At 62.6% G+C, this 15,872-nt stretch carries 10 protein-coding genes; 3 read left to right on the top strand and 7 right to left on the bottom strand.

Annotated features, from left to right (window positions below; genetic code table 11):
• Positions 1-26 precede the first annotated feature (26 nt).
• On the top strand, positions 27-1,178 hold the full coding sequence (locus tag KTQ42_RS01370) for an ATP-grasp domain-containing protein (protein ID WP_217343869.1): 1,152 nt from the start codon (positions 27-29) through the stop codon (positions 1,176-1,178).
• A gap of 327 nt (positions 1,179-1,505) precedes the next feature.
• Here the strand turns inward: KTQ42_RS01370 and KTQ42_RS01365 are convergent, their stop codons facing one another.
• Positions 1,506-2,051 carry a hypothetical protein gene (locus KTQ42_RS01365; RefSeq protein WP_217343868.1) on the bottom strand — a complete coding sequence of 182 codons (546 nt, stop codon included), beginning with the start codon at positions 2,049-2,051 and terminating at the stop codon, positions 1,506-1,508.
• A 409-nt stretch (positions 2,052-2,460) separates the two neighbouring features.
• Here KTQ42_RS01365 and KTQ42_RS01360 point away from each other — a divergent pair, with 409 nt between their 5' ends.
• Positions 2,461-3,759 (top strand): DUF4832 domain-containing protein, encoded by a 1,299-nt coding sequence (locus tag KTQ42_RS01360; protein ID WP_217343867.1) that lies wholly within the window; start codon positions 2,461-2,463, stop codon positions 3,757-3,759.
• Positions 3,760-3,773: 14 nt separating this feature from the next.
• On the opposite strand, the gene KTQ42_RS01355 is transcribed toward KTQ42_RS01360, so the two are convergent.
• The gene (locus tag KTQ42_RS01355) at positions 3,774-5,990 is read right to left on the bottom strand and encodes a polysaccharide biosynthesis tyrosine autokinase (RefSeq protein ID WP_217343866.1); all 2,217 of its coding nucleotides are present in this window, start codon (positions 5,988-5,990) and stop codon (positions 3,774-3,776) included.
• Between the two features lie 146 nt (positions 5,991-6,136).
• Positions 6,137-7,204, bottom strand: a complete 1,068-nt coding sequence (locus KTQ42_RS01350; RefSeq protein WP_349292112.1) for a polysaccharide biosynthesis/export family protein — start codon at positions 7,202-7,204, stop codon at positions 6,137-6,139.
• A 1,082-nt stretch (positions 7,205-8,286) separates the two neighbouring features.
• Here KTQ42_RS01350 and KTQ42_RS01345 point away from each other — a divergent pair.
• Positions 8,287-10,131, top strand: coding sequence for a DUF4832 domain-containing protein (locus KTQ42_RS01345; RefSeq protein ID WP_217343864.1), 1,845 nt, complete (start codon positions 8,287-8,289; stop codon positions 10,129-10,131).
• 246 nt (positions 10,132-10,377) lie between these two features.
• On the opposite strand, the gene KTQ42_RS01340 is transcribed toward KTQ42_RS01345, so the two are convergent.
• The 4 genes from KTQ42_RS01340 to KTQ42_RS01325 all read right to left on the bottom strand — a co-directional run bounded on the left by KTQ42_RS01340 (position 10,378) and on the right by KTQ42_RS01325 (position 15,870).
• Positions 10,378-11,604, bottom strand: coding sequence for a glycosyltransferase family 4 protein (locus KTQ42_RS01340; RefSeq protein ID WP_217343863.1), 1,227 nt, complete (start codon positions 11,602-11,604; stop codon positions 10,378-10,380).
• Between the two features lie 136 nt (positions 11,605-11,740).
• Positions 11,741-13,717 (bottom strand): asparagine synthase (glutamine-hydrolyzing), encoded by a 1,977-nt coding sequence (gene asnB / locus KTQ42_RS01335; protein WP_217343862.1) that lies wholly within the window; start codon positions 13,715-13,717, stop codon positions 11,741-11,743.
• A 2-nt stretch (positions 13,718-13,719) separates the two neighbouring features.
• On the bottom strand, positions 13,720-14,844 hold the full coding sequence (locus tag KTQ42_RS01330) for a glycosyltransferase (protein ID WP_217343861.1): 1,125 nt from the start codon (positions 14,842-14,844) through the stop codon (positions 13,720-13,722).
• 54 nt (positions 14,845-14,898) lie between these two features.
• On the bottom strand, positions 14,899-15,870 hold the full coding sequence (locus tag KTQ42_RS01325; protein ID WP_217343860.1) for a polysaccharide deacetylase family protein: 972 nt from the start codon (positions 15,868-15,870) through the stop codon (positions 14,899-14,901).
• Positions 15,871-15,872: the final 2 nt, after the last annotated feature.

Genomic DNA, 15,872 nt, shown 5'->3' with positions numbered 1-15,872 from the left:
TATTCACTGTTCATTTAGGTGAAGTAATGACAACCAGGAAAAAGCCCTTCATTCTTTTAAGCGAGGCAGCGGGTATCCTGGTACAGGTGCTGACTGCCGTTCATGCGATTGGTCCCGCCAACTGCACTGTTGTCATTTCAAGGGAAACGCGCCATTTTTCCCTTACGAACATGACCAGCCAGTCCATCCAAGCCAACTTTGATGGCAGCGATGACGATTACCTGGTTACGGCAATAAACCGATTGGCCATGGAGATGCCCGACTTGACCGTCATTCCCTGCGACTGTCCTGCCGAAAGAGTCGTGGACCGCATCGGCCCTAGACTGAACGCCTCGGTTATCCCCGCGCCGAACGCAGCCATGCTGGACTGCTTCGACGACAAATGGGAGTTTTACCAATTCTGCAAGAAGCATGGGCTCAATGTTCCGCCAGCCCGACTGGTCGCTTGCAAGCAGGATATTGATTTTCACGAGATATCAGGCGAGTTGGGGCTGCCCATCGTTTTCAAGCCGCTAAACCAGGCTGGCTCGGCAGGCGTCCAGGTGATTCATTCCGAACAGGAATACCAAAAGAAAATCGTGGAGGCTGACGATTACCAGTTCGCGCCCTTACTCGTCCAGCAGTACGTTCGAGGGCTTGATATCGGCTTGAATCTGCTGGCTATTCACGGCAGTATCACGGCCATTGCGGTCCAGCAGCGCGACTTCCCGCAAAATTTCGGCGCTCCCATCGAATTCCTTTCCAGCCCTGAGCTGGAAAACGCAGCACGCACGATTTGCGAAAGCAGCAACTACCACGGCGTAATGAATATCGATGCGCGCGTCGAGGAAAAAACCGGGCGGGTATTCCTGTTCGAGTCCAATCCCCGATTCTGGGGGAGCCTGTCGGCTTCCGTCTGGTGCGGCCTCAACTTTGTTGAAGCATGCATGGAGGCGGCACCGCCGCCGCCACAGGTACGCCGCCTGCAATCCGGCAGGGCCAATGTGCATTACCATCCCATGGTGCAACCGGCACTCTGGGGCCAGGCGCTGTTTTCACGGCATGGGCAGCGGCGGAGGATGGTCAGGTTCATGATGGGCGACCTATGGACCTTTCTTGTGCAGGCCAAATCCTTGCGTCAGAAAGTGGAGCGGTATATCAGCAGCATACAGATGCACTTTTTTCAGATCAGGCATTAACGCTTGCTTTCAGGCCAACCCTGCAGACAGCAGCAGCGTCACGATCCTGATCAATTTCCATGTTGGCCTTTCGATGTTCAGCTTTAAGCGCCGGACCTGCAGCAATCCGGTTCGCTCGGCACCTTCCACAGCTGGCATATCACCCGCGGACCAGGGAACGGCAACGGCATCAGCACCGACGTTGCGGGCCGCCAGCGCTCATCCGCCCGGCAAGCGCTGCCATGACCGGCCTCGAAACACCCGCCTGGACAGGCTTACAGCGTCGCTGGTGCGAGTTGGCACTGCGAACGCGGACAAGGGACCGGGCGTTGCCGTGCGACGCTTGCCTCAATCAGCGTTACCGGGGCAGAGCTGCATTGCGCGCAGCGCTTCGGGGCAGGCGCCTGGCGGCGCGGCGGCGGATGGCTGCGCCGCCGCCTCGGGCACGGCGGCCCGCAATGGCACCTGGGCGCCAGGCGTTTCCCCGGCCGCGGGCGCCCTGGCGAGCGTGGGCGCCGACGACGCAGGCCTTGTTGCCGCGGCGGGCGACTGCACGGACGCAGCGGGCGTGGCTGGGTCTGCGGCGGATACTGGCGCGGGCAAGGGATCATCGAACGGATCGTCGCTCGCGGCCGCGCTGCGCGGCAGGTACGACGCCATGCGCACAGCCTGCGCTGCAGCTTCGGCGCTGGCCGCGCCGGGTTCGGGATGTCCTGGCTTGACCAACACGCTGGACAGGTCCATGAAGCGCAGCGCAATCGCGACCGCCGCCAGCGCGACCAGCAGCCACAGTCCCAGCAGCGCGACGAACTCGGTGCGACGCGCTGGCCTGGGCTGCCAGGCGCCGGCGGTCGCCGGATGCCGCGCTGTATGGACAAATGCCTGTGCCGGCATGGGCTGTTGCAGCTGATGTTGCGGCTCCCGTTGCCACTGTCTCGGCAATGGCTCTACCCGGTTGCGGGGACGGTAGCCAGACCGGACCGGATCGTTAGCGGCCGGTTGCGGATCTGCGTTGCTGTTGGACATAGTTGATTTCAAATGGAAGGTGAGCGCACGCCCGCAGGCCTGATGCGCATACCGGAAAGGCCGCTTCCCATTTGAATGCCGGCCGGCCTCCCTGTTATTGAGAAGCGTCAAGCCGATTTGCGGAAGCCGTGATATCACCTCCAAAAGACTGTGCAAAATGATATCGCGCCTACTCACCTCTTCCAAACTTTGCTCATTACCAGCTGTGCCGCGGGCCCTGGCGCTCGGGGTCGCACTGGCATGTTGTGTCGTGCCGGCCGTGGCCCAGGTTGCCGGCATGCCCGAAGCGACCGTTGCCTACCCGCCGTCCGGCGAGGCCTTCAGCAATCCAGAACGCGGCTTTTACCAGCAGGTGGACTGCAGCAGCGGACCGCTGGATGCGGCCCGGCTGCGTACATACCGCAATGTGCTTCATCAGAGCCTCGTGCTATGCGCCTTCATTCTCAGCGATGCGCTTGAAGGGCCGATACCGCCGTCGCGGCTGGCGCTTTTCCAGCGCCAAATGGATGCGGTGCGAACCGCCGGCCTGAAGGTAGTGCTGCGCTTTGCCTATAACTACGCTGACAATGCGCAGGATGCGCCGCGCGCGCTCGTGCTTTCACACCTGGATCAGCTTGCGCCCTACCTGGAGCGCAACAGCGATGTCATTGCGGTGCTGCAGGCCGGCTTCATCGGCAGCTGGGGCGAATGGGCCAACAGCCGCAACTATGGCAGCGGCAACTTCAGCGAGGAAAACTGGCGCGACCGCAAGGCCATCTTCGACAAGCTGCTGCAGGTAGTGCCGTCAGGGCGCATGGTGCAGTTGCGAACGCCGGAGTTCAAGTACCGGCTCGCCGGCCCCGGCGCCCTGTCGCCGGAGGACGCATTCCAGAACACGCTTAGCGCGCGCACCGGGCATCACAACGACTGCTTTCTTGCCTCCGACAACGACTGGGGCACCTACCGGGCAATGTCGCCGGCGAGCCGTGACTATCTCGCCGCCGACACCTCCTACGTGCCGATGGGCGGCGAGACCTGCAACTACAATCCGCCGCGCAGCGACTGCAAGTCGGCGCTGCGCGAGATGGCGCGGTTTCACTGGTCCTACCTGAACGGCCATTTCCATGAAGCCGTACTGTCGGCATGGAAGGAACAGGGCTGCCATGCCGAGGTAGAGCGGCGCCTGGGCTACCGCATCAGCCTGCGCCACGGCATCTTCGACCGCACGGCCACGGCGGGCGGGCCGATGCACCTGCTTCTGACATTGCAGAACGAAGGCTGGGCCGCGCCCTTCAATGCCAGGCCGGTGGAACTGGTCCTGCGCAGCGAGAGCGACGGCGTCAGCTATCCCGTGCGCCTCGACGCGGACCCGCGATCCTGGCTGCCCGGTCGCACCCTGGTGCTGCGCCAGACGGTCACGCTGCCGCGGTCATTGCCGCCGGGGGACTATGCGCTGCTGCTGCATCTGCCCGATGCGGCGCCGGCGCTGCGGGGCCGCAGCGACTATGCGCTGCGGCTCTCCAACCAGGATATCTGGGAAGCCAGCACCGGCTTCCATCAACTGGGGGCGACGGTGAAGGTACGGCAGGCGCCGTAGCGCGCCGGGCCGCCTCAAGCTTGCTTCTCTTCAACCGCCGGCCGCGTGCCGTACTCCACCTTCCAGTCGCGCCCGTAGCCATAGCCATACTGCCGGTTGCGCAGAGGCACGCCGTTGAACAGGAACCCGTTTGCCGAGAGGCCGGCCTGGTTCAGCTGCTTGAGCGACTCCGACACATCGCCAGCCGTGGTGACACCGGCACGCGTAAGCAGGTATATGGCTGAGGCGTGCATGCCGAGGATGACAGAGTCGGACACCGCCAGCACCGGCGCGCTGTCAATCAGGATCACGTCGTATTGCGCCTCGAGGGCGCCAAGCAGGTTGCCCAGCACCGGCCTCATCAGCAGCTCGGAAGAGTCTTCCGGCAGCGTCCCGGTGGACAGGAAGTCCACGCTGGGCAAGACCTCGCGATGCAGCACGTTGTCAATACGCTTGGCGCCGGCCAGCACCTCGGCAAGGCCCAACTGCCGAACCACGCCGAAGTAGGTGTGCAGGTGGCCGTTGCGCAGGTCGCCGTCGATCAGCAGCACCCGCTTGCCGCCGGAACCCAGCAGTGCCGCCAGGTTGGCCGATACGAACGATTTGCCGGTGCCGGCGGTTGGTCCCGTGATCAGGACCACCTTGCCGCTTTGCCGGGACATCGTGTACTGCAAAACGGTGCGGAAGCTGCGCAGGCTTTCGATGGCCACGTCGGTGGGGGCGCTTCTCGCCAGGAGCGGCATATGAACTCCGCCTGGGCCGGAGTTGGCCAACAGTTCCGCCTGCATTTTGCTGTGAGGAATGGCAGCAAATACCGGCACCCCTATCATCTGCTCGATTTCCGCAGGATCATCGATCGCCTTCTGCAGAGCCTTGCGCACGAATGCCGCGAACACGCCCAGCATCAGGCCGGCCATCAGCGATATGCCGACAATGCGCACCCGGTTGGGCGACATCGGCTTCTCCGGCATGAGCGGCATGTCGACCAGCCGCACATTGCTGGTCTTGGCCACTGTGGTCAGGCGCAGCTGGCGCGCGGTGTTGAGCAGCGCGGTGTAGAGTTCGGTGTTGACTTTCACGTCGCGGGAGAGCCGCACCAGTTCCTGCTCAACCTGGGGCAGCGTGCGGATATGCCCGGCCAGCTTGCGAATCTCGCCGTTCACGTCGGCCAGCTGCGCGTCCACCCCCTTGACGAAAGGATGCTCCGGCATGAAGCGCGTCAGCATATCGATGCGCTTCTGCTCCAGCTCGATCTTGCGCGTCTTCAGCGCTGCCGACTGCTGCAGGCCAATCCGCGCTTCCTCGCCAAGGTCGATAGTGCTGTTCTGATTGCGGAACTGGGAATAGCGCATTTCGGACAGGTCAAGCTGCTTCTTCATGTCGGGCAGCTGCTTTTCCAGGAACGCCAGCGCGCTATCGGCCTCCTGCGTCTTACGTGCCGCGTTCTGGGCGATATAGGAGCGGGCGATCTCGCCCAGCAGGTTGGTTACGTCGACCGGGTCATTGCCTACCAGCGAAGCGCGAATGATGCCCGACTGCTTGCCCTGCTCTGTGACGGACATGCGTTTCAGGATGTCGTCTATCAGTACCTGGCGGGACGCATGCTTCAGGATGAAGCGGGTGCCCGGCCAGGCGTCGATGCTGTCGATCAGCAGCTCGAAGCGACCGTTTGGCAGAGTAATGGACAGCGGCTCGCCGACGTATCCGGATGCGGCAAAGCGACTCTCGGGTTCGTTGATCCGGAATTTTCCCTTGCCTTCCAGCGTCAGGCTGAATTCCCGATTGAGCAGTTCGTCCGGCACCGTCATCAGGGCGACCTTGATCTTTTCCTTGCCCCAGGCATAACCCCGCTCCCTGACCCAGGCGGGCGATGGCAGTATCTCTCCGTAGTTCGCCAGCCACTTGCCGACCACTGGCAGGTAATCCGGCTTGCCGCTGATGTCGAGATGCAGCTTGTCGACCGCACGCGATATCACCAGCCGCGACTGGAACAACTCGATCTCTGCGCTTGCGCTGGTTTTCATGCTGAACATCGAGCCGCTCTCAGCCAGAAGATTGCGTGACTCCTTGGGATTTTCCTCTTCCACGTGGATCAGCACATTGGCCTCGTAGACCGGGGTGGCGAGCAGCGCATACCCTGTGCCGATCAGCAGCAGCACCACTGTGAAGATGGTAATCAGCCAGCGCTGCTCGTACAGAAGATTGAGATAGCTTGAAAGTTCAGGCTCTTCACCACTTTTCGGCGGTGGCATGATGAACTGCTGTACCGGTAGTGCACCGGGCTGTTGTCTTTGTAGGGAATTTGCCATGGCTACTCTTCAGGTCGTATTAAATGAAGCGCCGGCGTACGAATCCGGCACATTTTCAGACTAGGCAACACTGCAAGGCGGACCGCCCGCTAGCGCATTGGCGTTATCGCGCCAACGGCCGATGAAAGCGCGCCGGGGAATATCTGGCTGATGGTTCGATGCCAGTTTGTCAGCGGCGTGGCGGCAACATAGATCAGGTCCTTCGGATCGAGTTCGAAGCTTTCGGCCATGGCCAGCGCGCCGGGCGCCTGGGCATCGAGGCGATACACGATCGGCTCGGAGGCGGAGCGCCTCACGACATAGACCTGGCTCGCGTCGCCGGAAAGTGGATTGATGCCGCCCGCCTCGCCCAGGGCCTCGTTGAGGGAGAGCCTGCCGTTATGCATGATCAGAGCGCGCGGCGCCACGACTTCGCCCGATACGAACACCTTGCTCTCATCGCGCGAACGGATCCGCAGCACGTCGCCGTTGCGCAGCATGATGCTGGACGGATTGATGCCGCGCTGCACCAGTTGCGGCAAATCGATCGGGTGGCTCACGCCTTCGCGGATCAGGATGATGCGGCTCTGGTCAGCGCTGGGCAACATGCCGCCGGCGCGGTTGATGGCTTCCATGAGCGTCATTGCGATGTCATTGATCGGCTGCACGCCGGGCTGCTTGACCTCGCCGTCTATATAGACCCGCTTGCTGCGGAAGGACTGGACCCGGATGGTGATGTTCGGGTCTCTTATATAGCGTGCCAGGCGCGAGGCCAGCAGGGCGCGGGCGCCCTCTTCCGTCAGGCCCGTGACCTTGATCTTGCCGGCATAGGGAAACTGGATCAGGCCTTCATGATCAACGGTGAAGCCGGCCGATGGCATCACCACGGAAGGGTTGGTGGGGGAGCTCGCCGGCGGGGCGAGTCCATTGTTGAGTTCCGGATGGTCCCATACGACGATGGAGAGGACATCGCCGCTTTCGATCGCATAGGGCGCCACCGGTTCCGTCAGGCGGCTGATGTCCTGGTTGTTCTGACTGCTGCGCGCCATGCGCTCGGCCTGCAGCAACTGCGGCGTGATTTCCTTGAACGATGCCGGCGTCGCTTTGCCTCCCGCTTCGGTCGCAGTGGACGCGGTGGACGCCGTGGCGCTTCCTGTGGCGAGGCCCAGAGTTGGCACAGTGGGCGAGCCGCAGGCACCAACGAACAGGCTTATTCCTGCAATTGAGCAAACTTTGCAGGGCCAACCAAAAATTTTTTTCATATCCCAGCCTCGGACAGGTTTGTCATTCATGCATGAATAAATCTAGGCTAGTGGCCTGTCTGCGCATTGACACAGGTCAGCAATCCAAACATATCGTTTGCTGTTCGCACATTTCCCTGCCCAAGCAGGCATAAATGTTGCTTTACATAAATCCAATTGAAATACTTAAATTTTTAAACTAATTCCAAGGAACTCAACAATAAGGCGCAACATCCATGCGCTTAATGCGTAAGCGTTTCATTAAAGATAGACACGTTATTAACTTACGGTAACGCAACTTTCAGTAGAATATTTACTATGTCCCGGTTTTATAAGGACTTTTATATTTGAAAGTTATCGAAAGTCACCGTAAAAGTTCCGTGTTTCCCAAAAAAAATAATCGCATTTTTTTTCGGCTCAAGGGTTGCATCGTTCGATCACCACACGTACTATTGCCCCCGGTTCAGCGCAAAAGTTGCACTAAGTAAATATCGTCGCAGTGAGCCAGCATCTACTGCAGCCGCCTTAATCCAAAGCCTAGCGGCCTGTCCCATCAAGCACGGTGATGTTTAGCCGTCGAGGGATGGCTTGAGCCTTAATTTTGCCCGATGGCATTTCTGCAACGGACCTGCTCCGTCGCCGGGATTGCCACGTCCATGATTTTGGCGTGCCGTAAAAGCAATTGATAAAGCCAGTTCAGCCTATGAAAACTGACACGCCTGTCCAAACCGTGCAACCGCCTGATGTCCATGGCGCGGCTGGCACGTCCCGCTTGGCAGGCGCGACATCGTCACGGTCGCGCGGCCTGCCGATGGGAAGCATGCATCACCCTGCGCGCATGGCGCGGCGGCGCTAGGTCCAAGCCGCCCGCTTAATTAACGAAGGTCCGCAACGCCTTGTGCGCAAGGTGGGGGACTCCTGCATCCTAAAAACTTAATCAGCACTTTTAATCAATGAAAAAACTATCCAAGTCCAAGTTACGCTCCGCCCAGGTTTTCGTATTGTCCGCAGGCTGCTGCATGGTTTCCATGGCCATGGCGCAGGTCGCCACGCCTACCGTCACCAGCGACGCCAACAACGTCTATTACAAGATCCCGTATTCCGGCACGCCCAGCTTCGTGCGGGTGTTCGTCGACAATGACCACACAGCATCGACCGGCTATCCGACCGGCGGCGCCGGATCGGGCTTCTTGATCGAGAACGGCAATCTGTACCGCTATGCCGGAAGCAACGGCAGCTGGGCCTGGACCTGGGTCAAAAAAGTGCCCTACACCGCAGCCGGCGGCAGCGCCACCATCAGCGTGCCACGCGCCGACCTGAATCCGACGGCCATCATCGACTCCGTGGCGCAAATCACATCGCCGACCTCCACCTCGGCAAAAGTGTCGACCACCCTTTACGTGGCTGGCACGACCACCACCACGACTGCGCCGACCGCGCCGACGACTACCACGACTGCGCCTACCACCACCACGACCGCGCCGACGACCACTACCACTGCGCCTACCACCACCACGACCGCGCCGACGACCACCACCACTGCGCCTACCACCACCACTGCCCCGGTCTCCACCAGCGCCACCACCGATGTCAGCTATGGTTCCACCAGCGCGACCATTGCCAATCCGGAGCGCGGTTTCTACAACCAGGTCAACTGCACCGACAACGTGATGAGCCAGTCGCAGCTGACGAACTACCGCACCTCCAACAACCAGTCTCTGGTGATGTGCGCCTTCCTGATGGCCGATTCGGTGAACTCGCCGCTGACCCAGTCCAAGCTCGACCTGCTGCAGCGCCAGTTTGACACCGCGCGCGCCGCTGGCGTGAAGATGGTGCTGCGCTTTGCCTACAACTACAGCGACAACGCCACCGACGCGCCGCTGTCGATGATGATGACGCACATGGACCAGCTCAAGCCGGTTCTGGCGCGCAACGACGACGTGCTGGCAGTGGTGCAGGCCGGCTTCATCGGAAGCTGGGGCGAGTGGGGCAACAGCCGCAACTACGGCACCGGCACGCTGACCAGCCAGCAGCTAGCCGATCGCAAAACCATCCTGACCAAGCTAATGGACATGGTGCCTGCCAATCGCTTTGTGCAGATCCGCACTCCGGACTTCAAGTACAAGCTGGTCAGCACCACCGCCCTCAACGCATCGGAAGCCTTCAACGGTAGCGCCAAGGCACGTCTGGGACACCACAACGACTGCTTTTTGGCATCGAGCAACGACTGGGGCACCTATAACAACACGTCGGTCGATTATCCCTACCTGGCCGCTGAAACCACTTACCTGCCGATGGGCGGCGAGACCTGCAACTACAGCGCGCCGCGCAGCGACTGCCCGACCGCAACCGGCGAGATGAGCCGTTTCCATTGGTCCTACCTGAACGCCGGCTTCAACACCACGGTGCTCAACAACTGGCGCAGCCAGGGCTGCTACGAGCAGATCAACCAGAAGATGGGCTACCGCTTCGTGCTGAAGAATGGCAGCTTCTCCAACAGCGCCAAGCCGGGTGGCGGATTTGCCGTCAACCTGAGCCTGGCCAACGAAGGCTATGCGGCCGTCTACAACAGCCGCCCGGTCGAACTGGTGTTGCGTAATAACAGCAGCGGCGCGGTGTACCGCGTGGCCCTCAATGCCGATCCGCGCAAGTGGCTGCCCGGCCAGGCCATCAGCATCAATGAAACCGTGACGCTGCCATCCGGCATGGAAAGCGGCAACTACAGCGTGCTGCTGGCCCTGCCCGACGCTTCGGCGTCGATCAAGAGCCGCCCGGAGTATTCGATCCAGCTAGCCAACAGCAACACCTGGGAAGCCTCGACCGGCTTCAACAAGCTGAACCACACAGCCAGCATCGCGCCGTAAGGCAGGCCGCGAGCCCAGGCCCGGCTCCTGGCTGCGTTGCCAGCCAGGAGCCGGCTTCCTGGGCCCTGTTGCACGCCGCCCGCTCGCGGGCGCGCAGCCGCAGGCCCCCCTCCGCATGCCGGCGGATATGAAAGGCGCGACAGCGCCGGTCGTATCCGCCGGCATTTTTTCGTTCATGTCGCTGCCGCGGGAACGGTCATCCTTTTCCCGTGCCGCCGGGCTTCAACCGCGTTAGCCGTCTCATTCCTAGCCACCCCTTTTCAGCTCGTGCCCGTGGTGCGGACAGCGTCCTTTCCCATCCAGCGTTGCAGCCGCGCCGCCGGACCACGCCCGCGCCGGCAATCTGCCCTCGCAGCGCTCTGCGACGGCGGTGATCGCATCCAGGTACTTCCCGATCACCAGGGCCTCGTCAAACTGCTGCTCCACCTTGCGCCGCCCCGCCATGCCCATGCGCTCGCGCTCGGCGGCAGGCAGCGCGGCCATGCGCAGCATCTTGTCAGCCAAGTCGGCAGGGTCGCGCGCCCGGCACAGCATGCCATTGATCCCATCCTCCACCACATCGACGCAGCCGGCGACATCGGTTGCGATGATGGGGCGGCCAATAGCGGCAGCCTCCAACAAGGTGCGCGGCACGCCTTCCCGGTACGAGGGCAGCACAACGCAGTCAGCCGCCGCAATATGCGGACGGACGTCATCGACCGCGCCCAGGTACTCCACCAGGCGTTCCGCCTCCCATGCCGCGATGGTGTGCGCTGGAACCAGGTTGGAATTGGCCTCGTTGACCGGCCCCAGCAGTTGGAAGCGCGCTTGGGGCAGGCTGCGCCTGACGATGCGCGCCGCCTCGGCAAATTCGACCACGCCCTTGTTCACCAACATGCGTCCCACGAGCAGAAAGCATGGCGACGCCGCACCGGACGCAGCGGGTTGCACCTGATAGCGGGCGAGGCAAATGCCCGAGCCTGGCAGCAGATCCGTCACGTCTGCCCGCGCCAGGCCCGCTTCCAGGAACAGGCTCCTGTCCTGCGGGTTCTGGAAGAACACGCGCGCCGAGCGTCGCAGCGAAGTGCGGTACAGCAGCCGTGCTACCCGTGTCACCATGCTGTCGCTGATGAAGGCCGCGCCCAGGCCGGCGATATTGTTGATGACCGGGATGCCCAGGACCTGCGCCGCCAGCGAACCATAGATATTGGGCTTGATGGTGTAGCCGAGGTAGACGGCCGGCGCCTGCTGGCGAAACAGCGCCAGGTATCGCATCAACAGCCGCAGGTCGCGGCCCGGATGGGTTCCGTTGCTGTCCATGGGCAGATCGATAAATTCACAGCCCGCTGCAACCAGCCGCTCGGCATAGGGGTCGGCTGGCGCTGCCACCACCATGCGGTAGCCATGGCCGATGATGGCGTCAATCAGCCCGGTGCGGAAGTTCCACGCATTCCAGGCGGTATTGACCGACAAAAGTACGGTGGGTCTATCCATGCCGCTTTCTCCGGTGCGGGCGGCAGGCTCCAGCCGCCGGGGCACGCCCTGCTTCAAAGGCGCGGCAAGTGTGTTCTCCAGTCATGCCGGACTCCTATTGCGGCTGGCCGATACAGTGCCAGCGTTCAGTTGCCAATCAGGTCGACTGGCGCTGATGCTCCAGCCATGCCTGAAACATCAGGACATTCCACAATGCATGCTGCCAGTTGCGCTTGCCGCCCAGATGCTCGCGCCAGCGCCGCACGATGGGTTCCGGCTCGAAGTAACCTTCACGCCGCAGCCGTCCTTCGTCCAGCAGCGCGGCGGCCCAGTCGCGGAGCGGGCCGCGTAGCCAGGCGCCTATCGGCACGCCAAAGCCCATCTTCGGCCGTTCTATCAGTGCGGCAGGCACATGCCGGTACAGGACCTGGCGCAGGGCCCACTTGGTGACGCCGGCACGCAGCTTCATCGCGTCCGGAAGGCGCATGGCGAATTCCACCACTTCATGGTCCAGCATGGGCACCCGGGTTTCCAGCGACACGCCCATCGCCGCCCGGTCCACCTTGGCCAGGATGTCGTCGGGGAGGTAATGCAGCAGATCCATCGCCATCATGCGCTGGATGTCGTCGAAGCCGTCAAGCCGGGAAGCCAGGTCCAGCATCGAGGGGCCTGGCTCATGGCCGCGCAGCACGATTGCGCCGGGGTCGCGCCAGTGCGAGGTCAGCCCCAGGTAGAGATCATCGATCGTGCGGCTATCCAGCACGCCCGCCCCCTTGTGCAGCTTGTCGCCGACGTTGGCAAGTTGCAGCGACGGCGGCAGCATTGGCATGAACGGGCCGGCCATGCGGTCCCAGGTATCCGGCGACAGGCTGGTCAGCATGCGCGCGGCAAGACGCCGCAAGGACAGCGGGCGTGCACGCAGCCGGCTCCACAGGCGCCGGGTCAGGCTGTATCGGCTGTAGCCGCAAAACAGCTCATCGCCGGCATCGCCCGACAGCGATACCGTCACATGCTGGCGCGCCAGCTGCGACACCAGAAAAGTGGGGATCTGCGACGAGTCCGAAAAAGGCTCGCTGTAGATTTCAGGCAGGCGGGGTATCACCGCCAACGCTTCCTGGGCGGTCACGTATAGCTCGGTGTGGCTGGTCCCGAGATGCGCGGCGACTGCCTTGGCATGGTCGGCTTCGTTGTATTGCGCCTCATGGAAGCCGATGGAGAACGTCCTCACCGGCTGCACGGACTGCGCCTGCATCAGCGCCACCACGGCCGACGAATCGATGCCGCCCGACAGGAATGCGCCCAGGGGCACATCGGCCATCATCTGCCGCTTCACCGCCTTGCCCAGCAGCGTCTCGAGTGCGTCGACGGCTTCCGTCGGACTGCCCTCGAACGGCTGTGCCAGCGCTGCCCGGTAACGATCCACGCCGGACCAGTAAACGGATTTGCGCGGCACGCCGTCGCGCAGGCTGATTCCCAGCATGCTGCCGGCTTCCAGCTTGGAGATGCCTTCATAGATCGCATGCGGCGCGGCGATGTAGTTGTGGCGCAGCAGCTGGGTCAGCGCGCCGCGGTTGATGCCGCCTTCGAATGCGGGATGACGGCGCAGCGCGGCCAGGTCGGAGCCAAACAGGAACACCCGGTCGCGGCCCCAGCCCTGCCAGCCGTAATACAGCGGCTTTTCCCCAAGCCGGTCACGCACCAGGATGAGATTGCGGCTGGTGGCATCCCAGGCAGCGAACGCAAACATGCCTACCGACTTTTCTACAGTTTCGCGTACGCCCCAGGCTTCAAAGCCCGCCAGTAGCGTCTCGGTGTCGGATTGGCCACGCCAGGACGGCGCACGGCCACTGTCCAGGAGCTGCCTGCGCAACGCCTGGTGGTTATAGATTTCCCCATTGAAGGCAATCGTCCAGCGGCCGCTCGCCGATGGCATCGGCTGGTGGCCGGCCGGCGACAGGTCGACGATCGCCAGCCGTCTGTGCCCGAGCGCTATGCCGGCGGCTGCATCCAGCCAGTAGCCGGCATCGTCCGGGCCGCGCGCATGCATCGCGTCGGTCATGCGCGCCAGGGCCGCGTTGCAGGCCGCAACATCATGCCAGCCGCCGCCTCCCAGAAAACCGACGAATCCACACATGGTCAGACTCCGCTTCTCATGACGGTGCCGTACAGCAGTTCGAACCGCTCCTGCGCATGGCGCACCGTGAATTGCTCGCGCACCCGGTCGCTCGCGCGACGGCCGAGGGCGCGCCTGTCATCGGGCGTCATTGCCAGCAACCGCTGCAGGCCGGTGGCCAGCGCAGCCGGGTTTTCCTTGGGCACCACGACGCCAGTGTCGCCAACCAGCAGCGCCGTGTCGCCAACATCGGTCACCACGCACGGCACGCCCGCCGCCATTGCCTCCCCAACGACATTCGGAAATCCTTCGTTGCGCGACGACAGGCAGAACACATCCATCGCGGCCAGGCAGTTCATCGCGTCGCTGCGTTCGCGCAGCAGCACGAAGCGGTTGCCATGGCCGGTGCGCGCGATCCATGACTCCAGCTGTGCGCGTTCGCAATCACTGCGGTAGCCCACCATCAGGATGCGCAGTTCGGGATGGGCCGGCGCCAGGAATCCAGCTGCCCGGATGAAGTTTTCCAGGTCCTTGTCAAGGTCGAACCGGCTCAGGTTGCCTACTACCACATGGCTGTCGTCGAAGCCGCATTGCAGGCGCAGATCCAGGCTGGTTGCGGCTGCCGCCATGCTTGAGGGATTGAAACCGTTATGCACAACCACCATGCGTGCGCCGTCATAGCCCTTGTCGACGTGGGCACGACGCGATGCATCGGCAACGCAGACAATGGTGTGTGGCAACCAGCCCGACAGCCAGGCGCAGATTCTTCGCACCACTGCGGTGGCGCGCGAGCCGTGCGTGATCCCGGTAGTGCGTATTCCCCAGATGACCTTGCGGTTGCCCGACAGCCGGGCGGCAAGGCCTCCGACCAGGTCGGCGTGGTACATCCATGTCTGCACGATGTCGGGGCGCAGTTCGCGCACCAGGCGCAGCAGCCGCATGAAACTGGACAGCGGGGCGCGCCGCAGGTCGAACTGGGTGACCTGAATGCCGGCGGCAAGGAACGCCGGCAGCATCGCGCCTCCAGGCGTCAGGGCCACCACCCGGTGCCGGTACTGGCCCCCTGCGGAATTTGCAATAAGGCGCAGTAGCGCGGTCTCGGCACCGCCAGTGTCAAGGCCGGTAATGATATGCAGAACAGTAGGCATCTTTTTTCTTATTCTCCACGCTGGATTGGCAAGGCCCTGACCGGACTTCGCCTATCATGGATGCTGGAATGCCGGCTTGTCCTGCGATTGCTCAAAGTCGCGCATGGTCACCGACTGCATGCCTATACCGTCGCGAAGCATTGCGTAATGCTGCAGCACGTTCTCCAGCACCTGCAGGTTTTCCTCCCGGTTGATTCCGAAGTTATGCGGATGCCACCACAGGTGAAAGATGCCATCGCGCCGCGCCACCTCAGTCATGGCGGTGCGCAGTCGGTGCATGCGCAACGGTTCCAGCCGCGCCAGCCGGCGCGACCATGGTCTCAGGAAAAGGCTGGCAGGCACGTCGACCAGGCCGTTCTCCAGCTTGGCTGAGCGCACCGTGGCTGAACGCATCGGCAGCCAGGCATCGGCCAGCCGCGCGACGCGGCCGGCCAGGCCGCCTGGCGCAGCATGACCATTGCGGTACAGCCAGTGGTCGGCGTTGCCCCGGAACACGCGTATTCCCAGCGCCGGTAGCGCATTCAGATAGGAAGCGCGTACCTGGTTGCGCGGCAGGACCAAGCTGTGCAGCCCGGCGCCCAGGTCTGCGGCAATGTGCACCGCGCAAGCCATGTCGGCGCAGAATTGCTCGCGCGAGGCGCCTTCCTCGCCGCAGAGATAATGGCTGTACGTATGGCTGGCCAGTTCCTGGCCCGGTGTTTCGAGTACCTGCTCAACCAGAGGCCGCGCGAAAAACAGCTTTGGATGGGCCCGGGCCATATCGGCATGGTGATAAGCCGATAACCGTGGATTGCGGTAGGCCGGCATCACGGCCGGACGCAGCGACTCCCATTGGCGGTAGTCACGGCACATGGCCATGCCCACCGTGGCCCAGGTAGCGCGAACCTGATAGCGGCGAAATAGCGCCAGCATGGCCGGCACCGCCTCCCATTCGCCTTCCACATTGGGGCCGTAAGCCTTGAGTTCCGCGGTGTCGGCGACACCCCAGAACAGTTCGAAATCGAGTGAGATGACAAAAGCGGACAAGA

The organism is Noviherbaspirillum sp. L7-7A, from assembly GCF_019052805.1.
In the GTDB taxonomy this organism is placed as follows: domain Bacteria; phylum Pseudomonadota; class Gammaproteobacteria; order Burkholderiales; family Burkholderiaceae_D; genus Noviherbaspirillum_A.
This window is presented reverse-complemented; position numbering and strand designations above follow the sequence as displayed.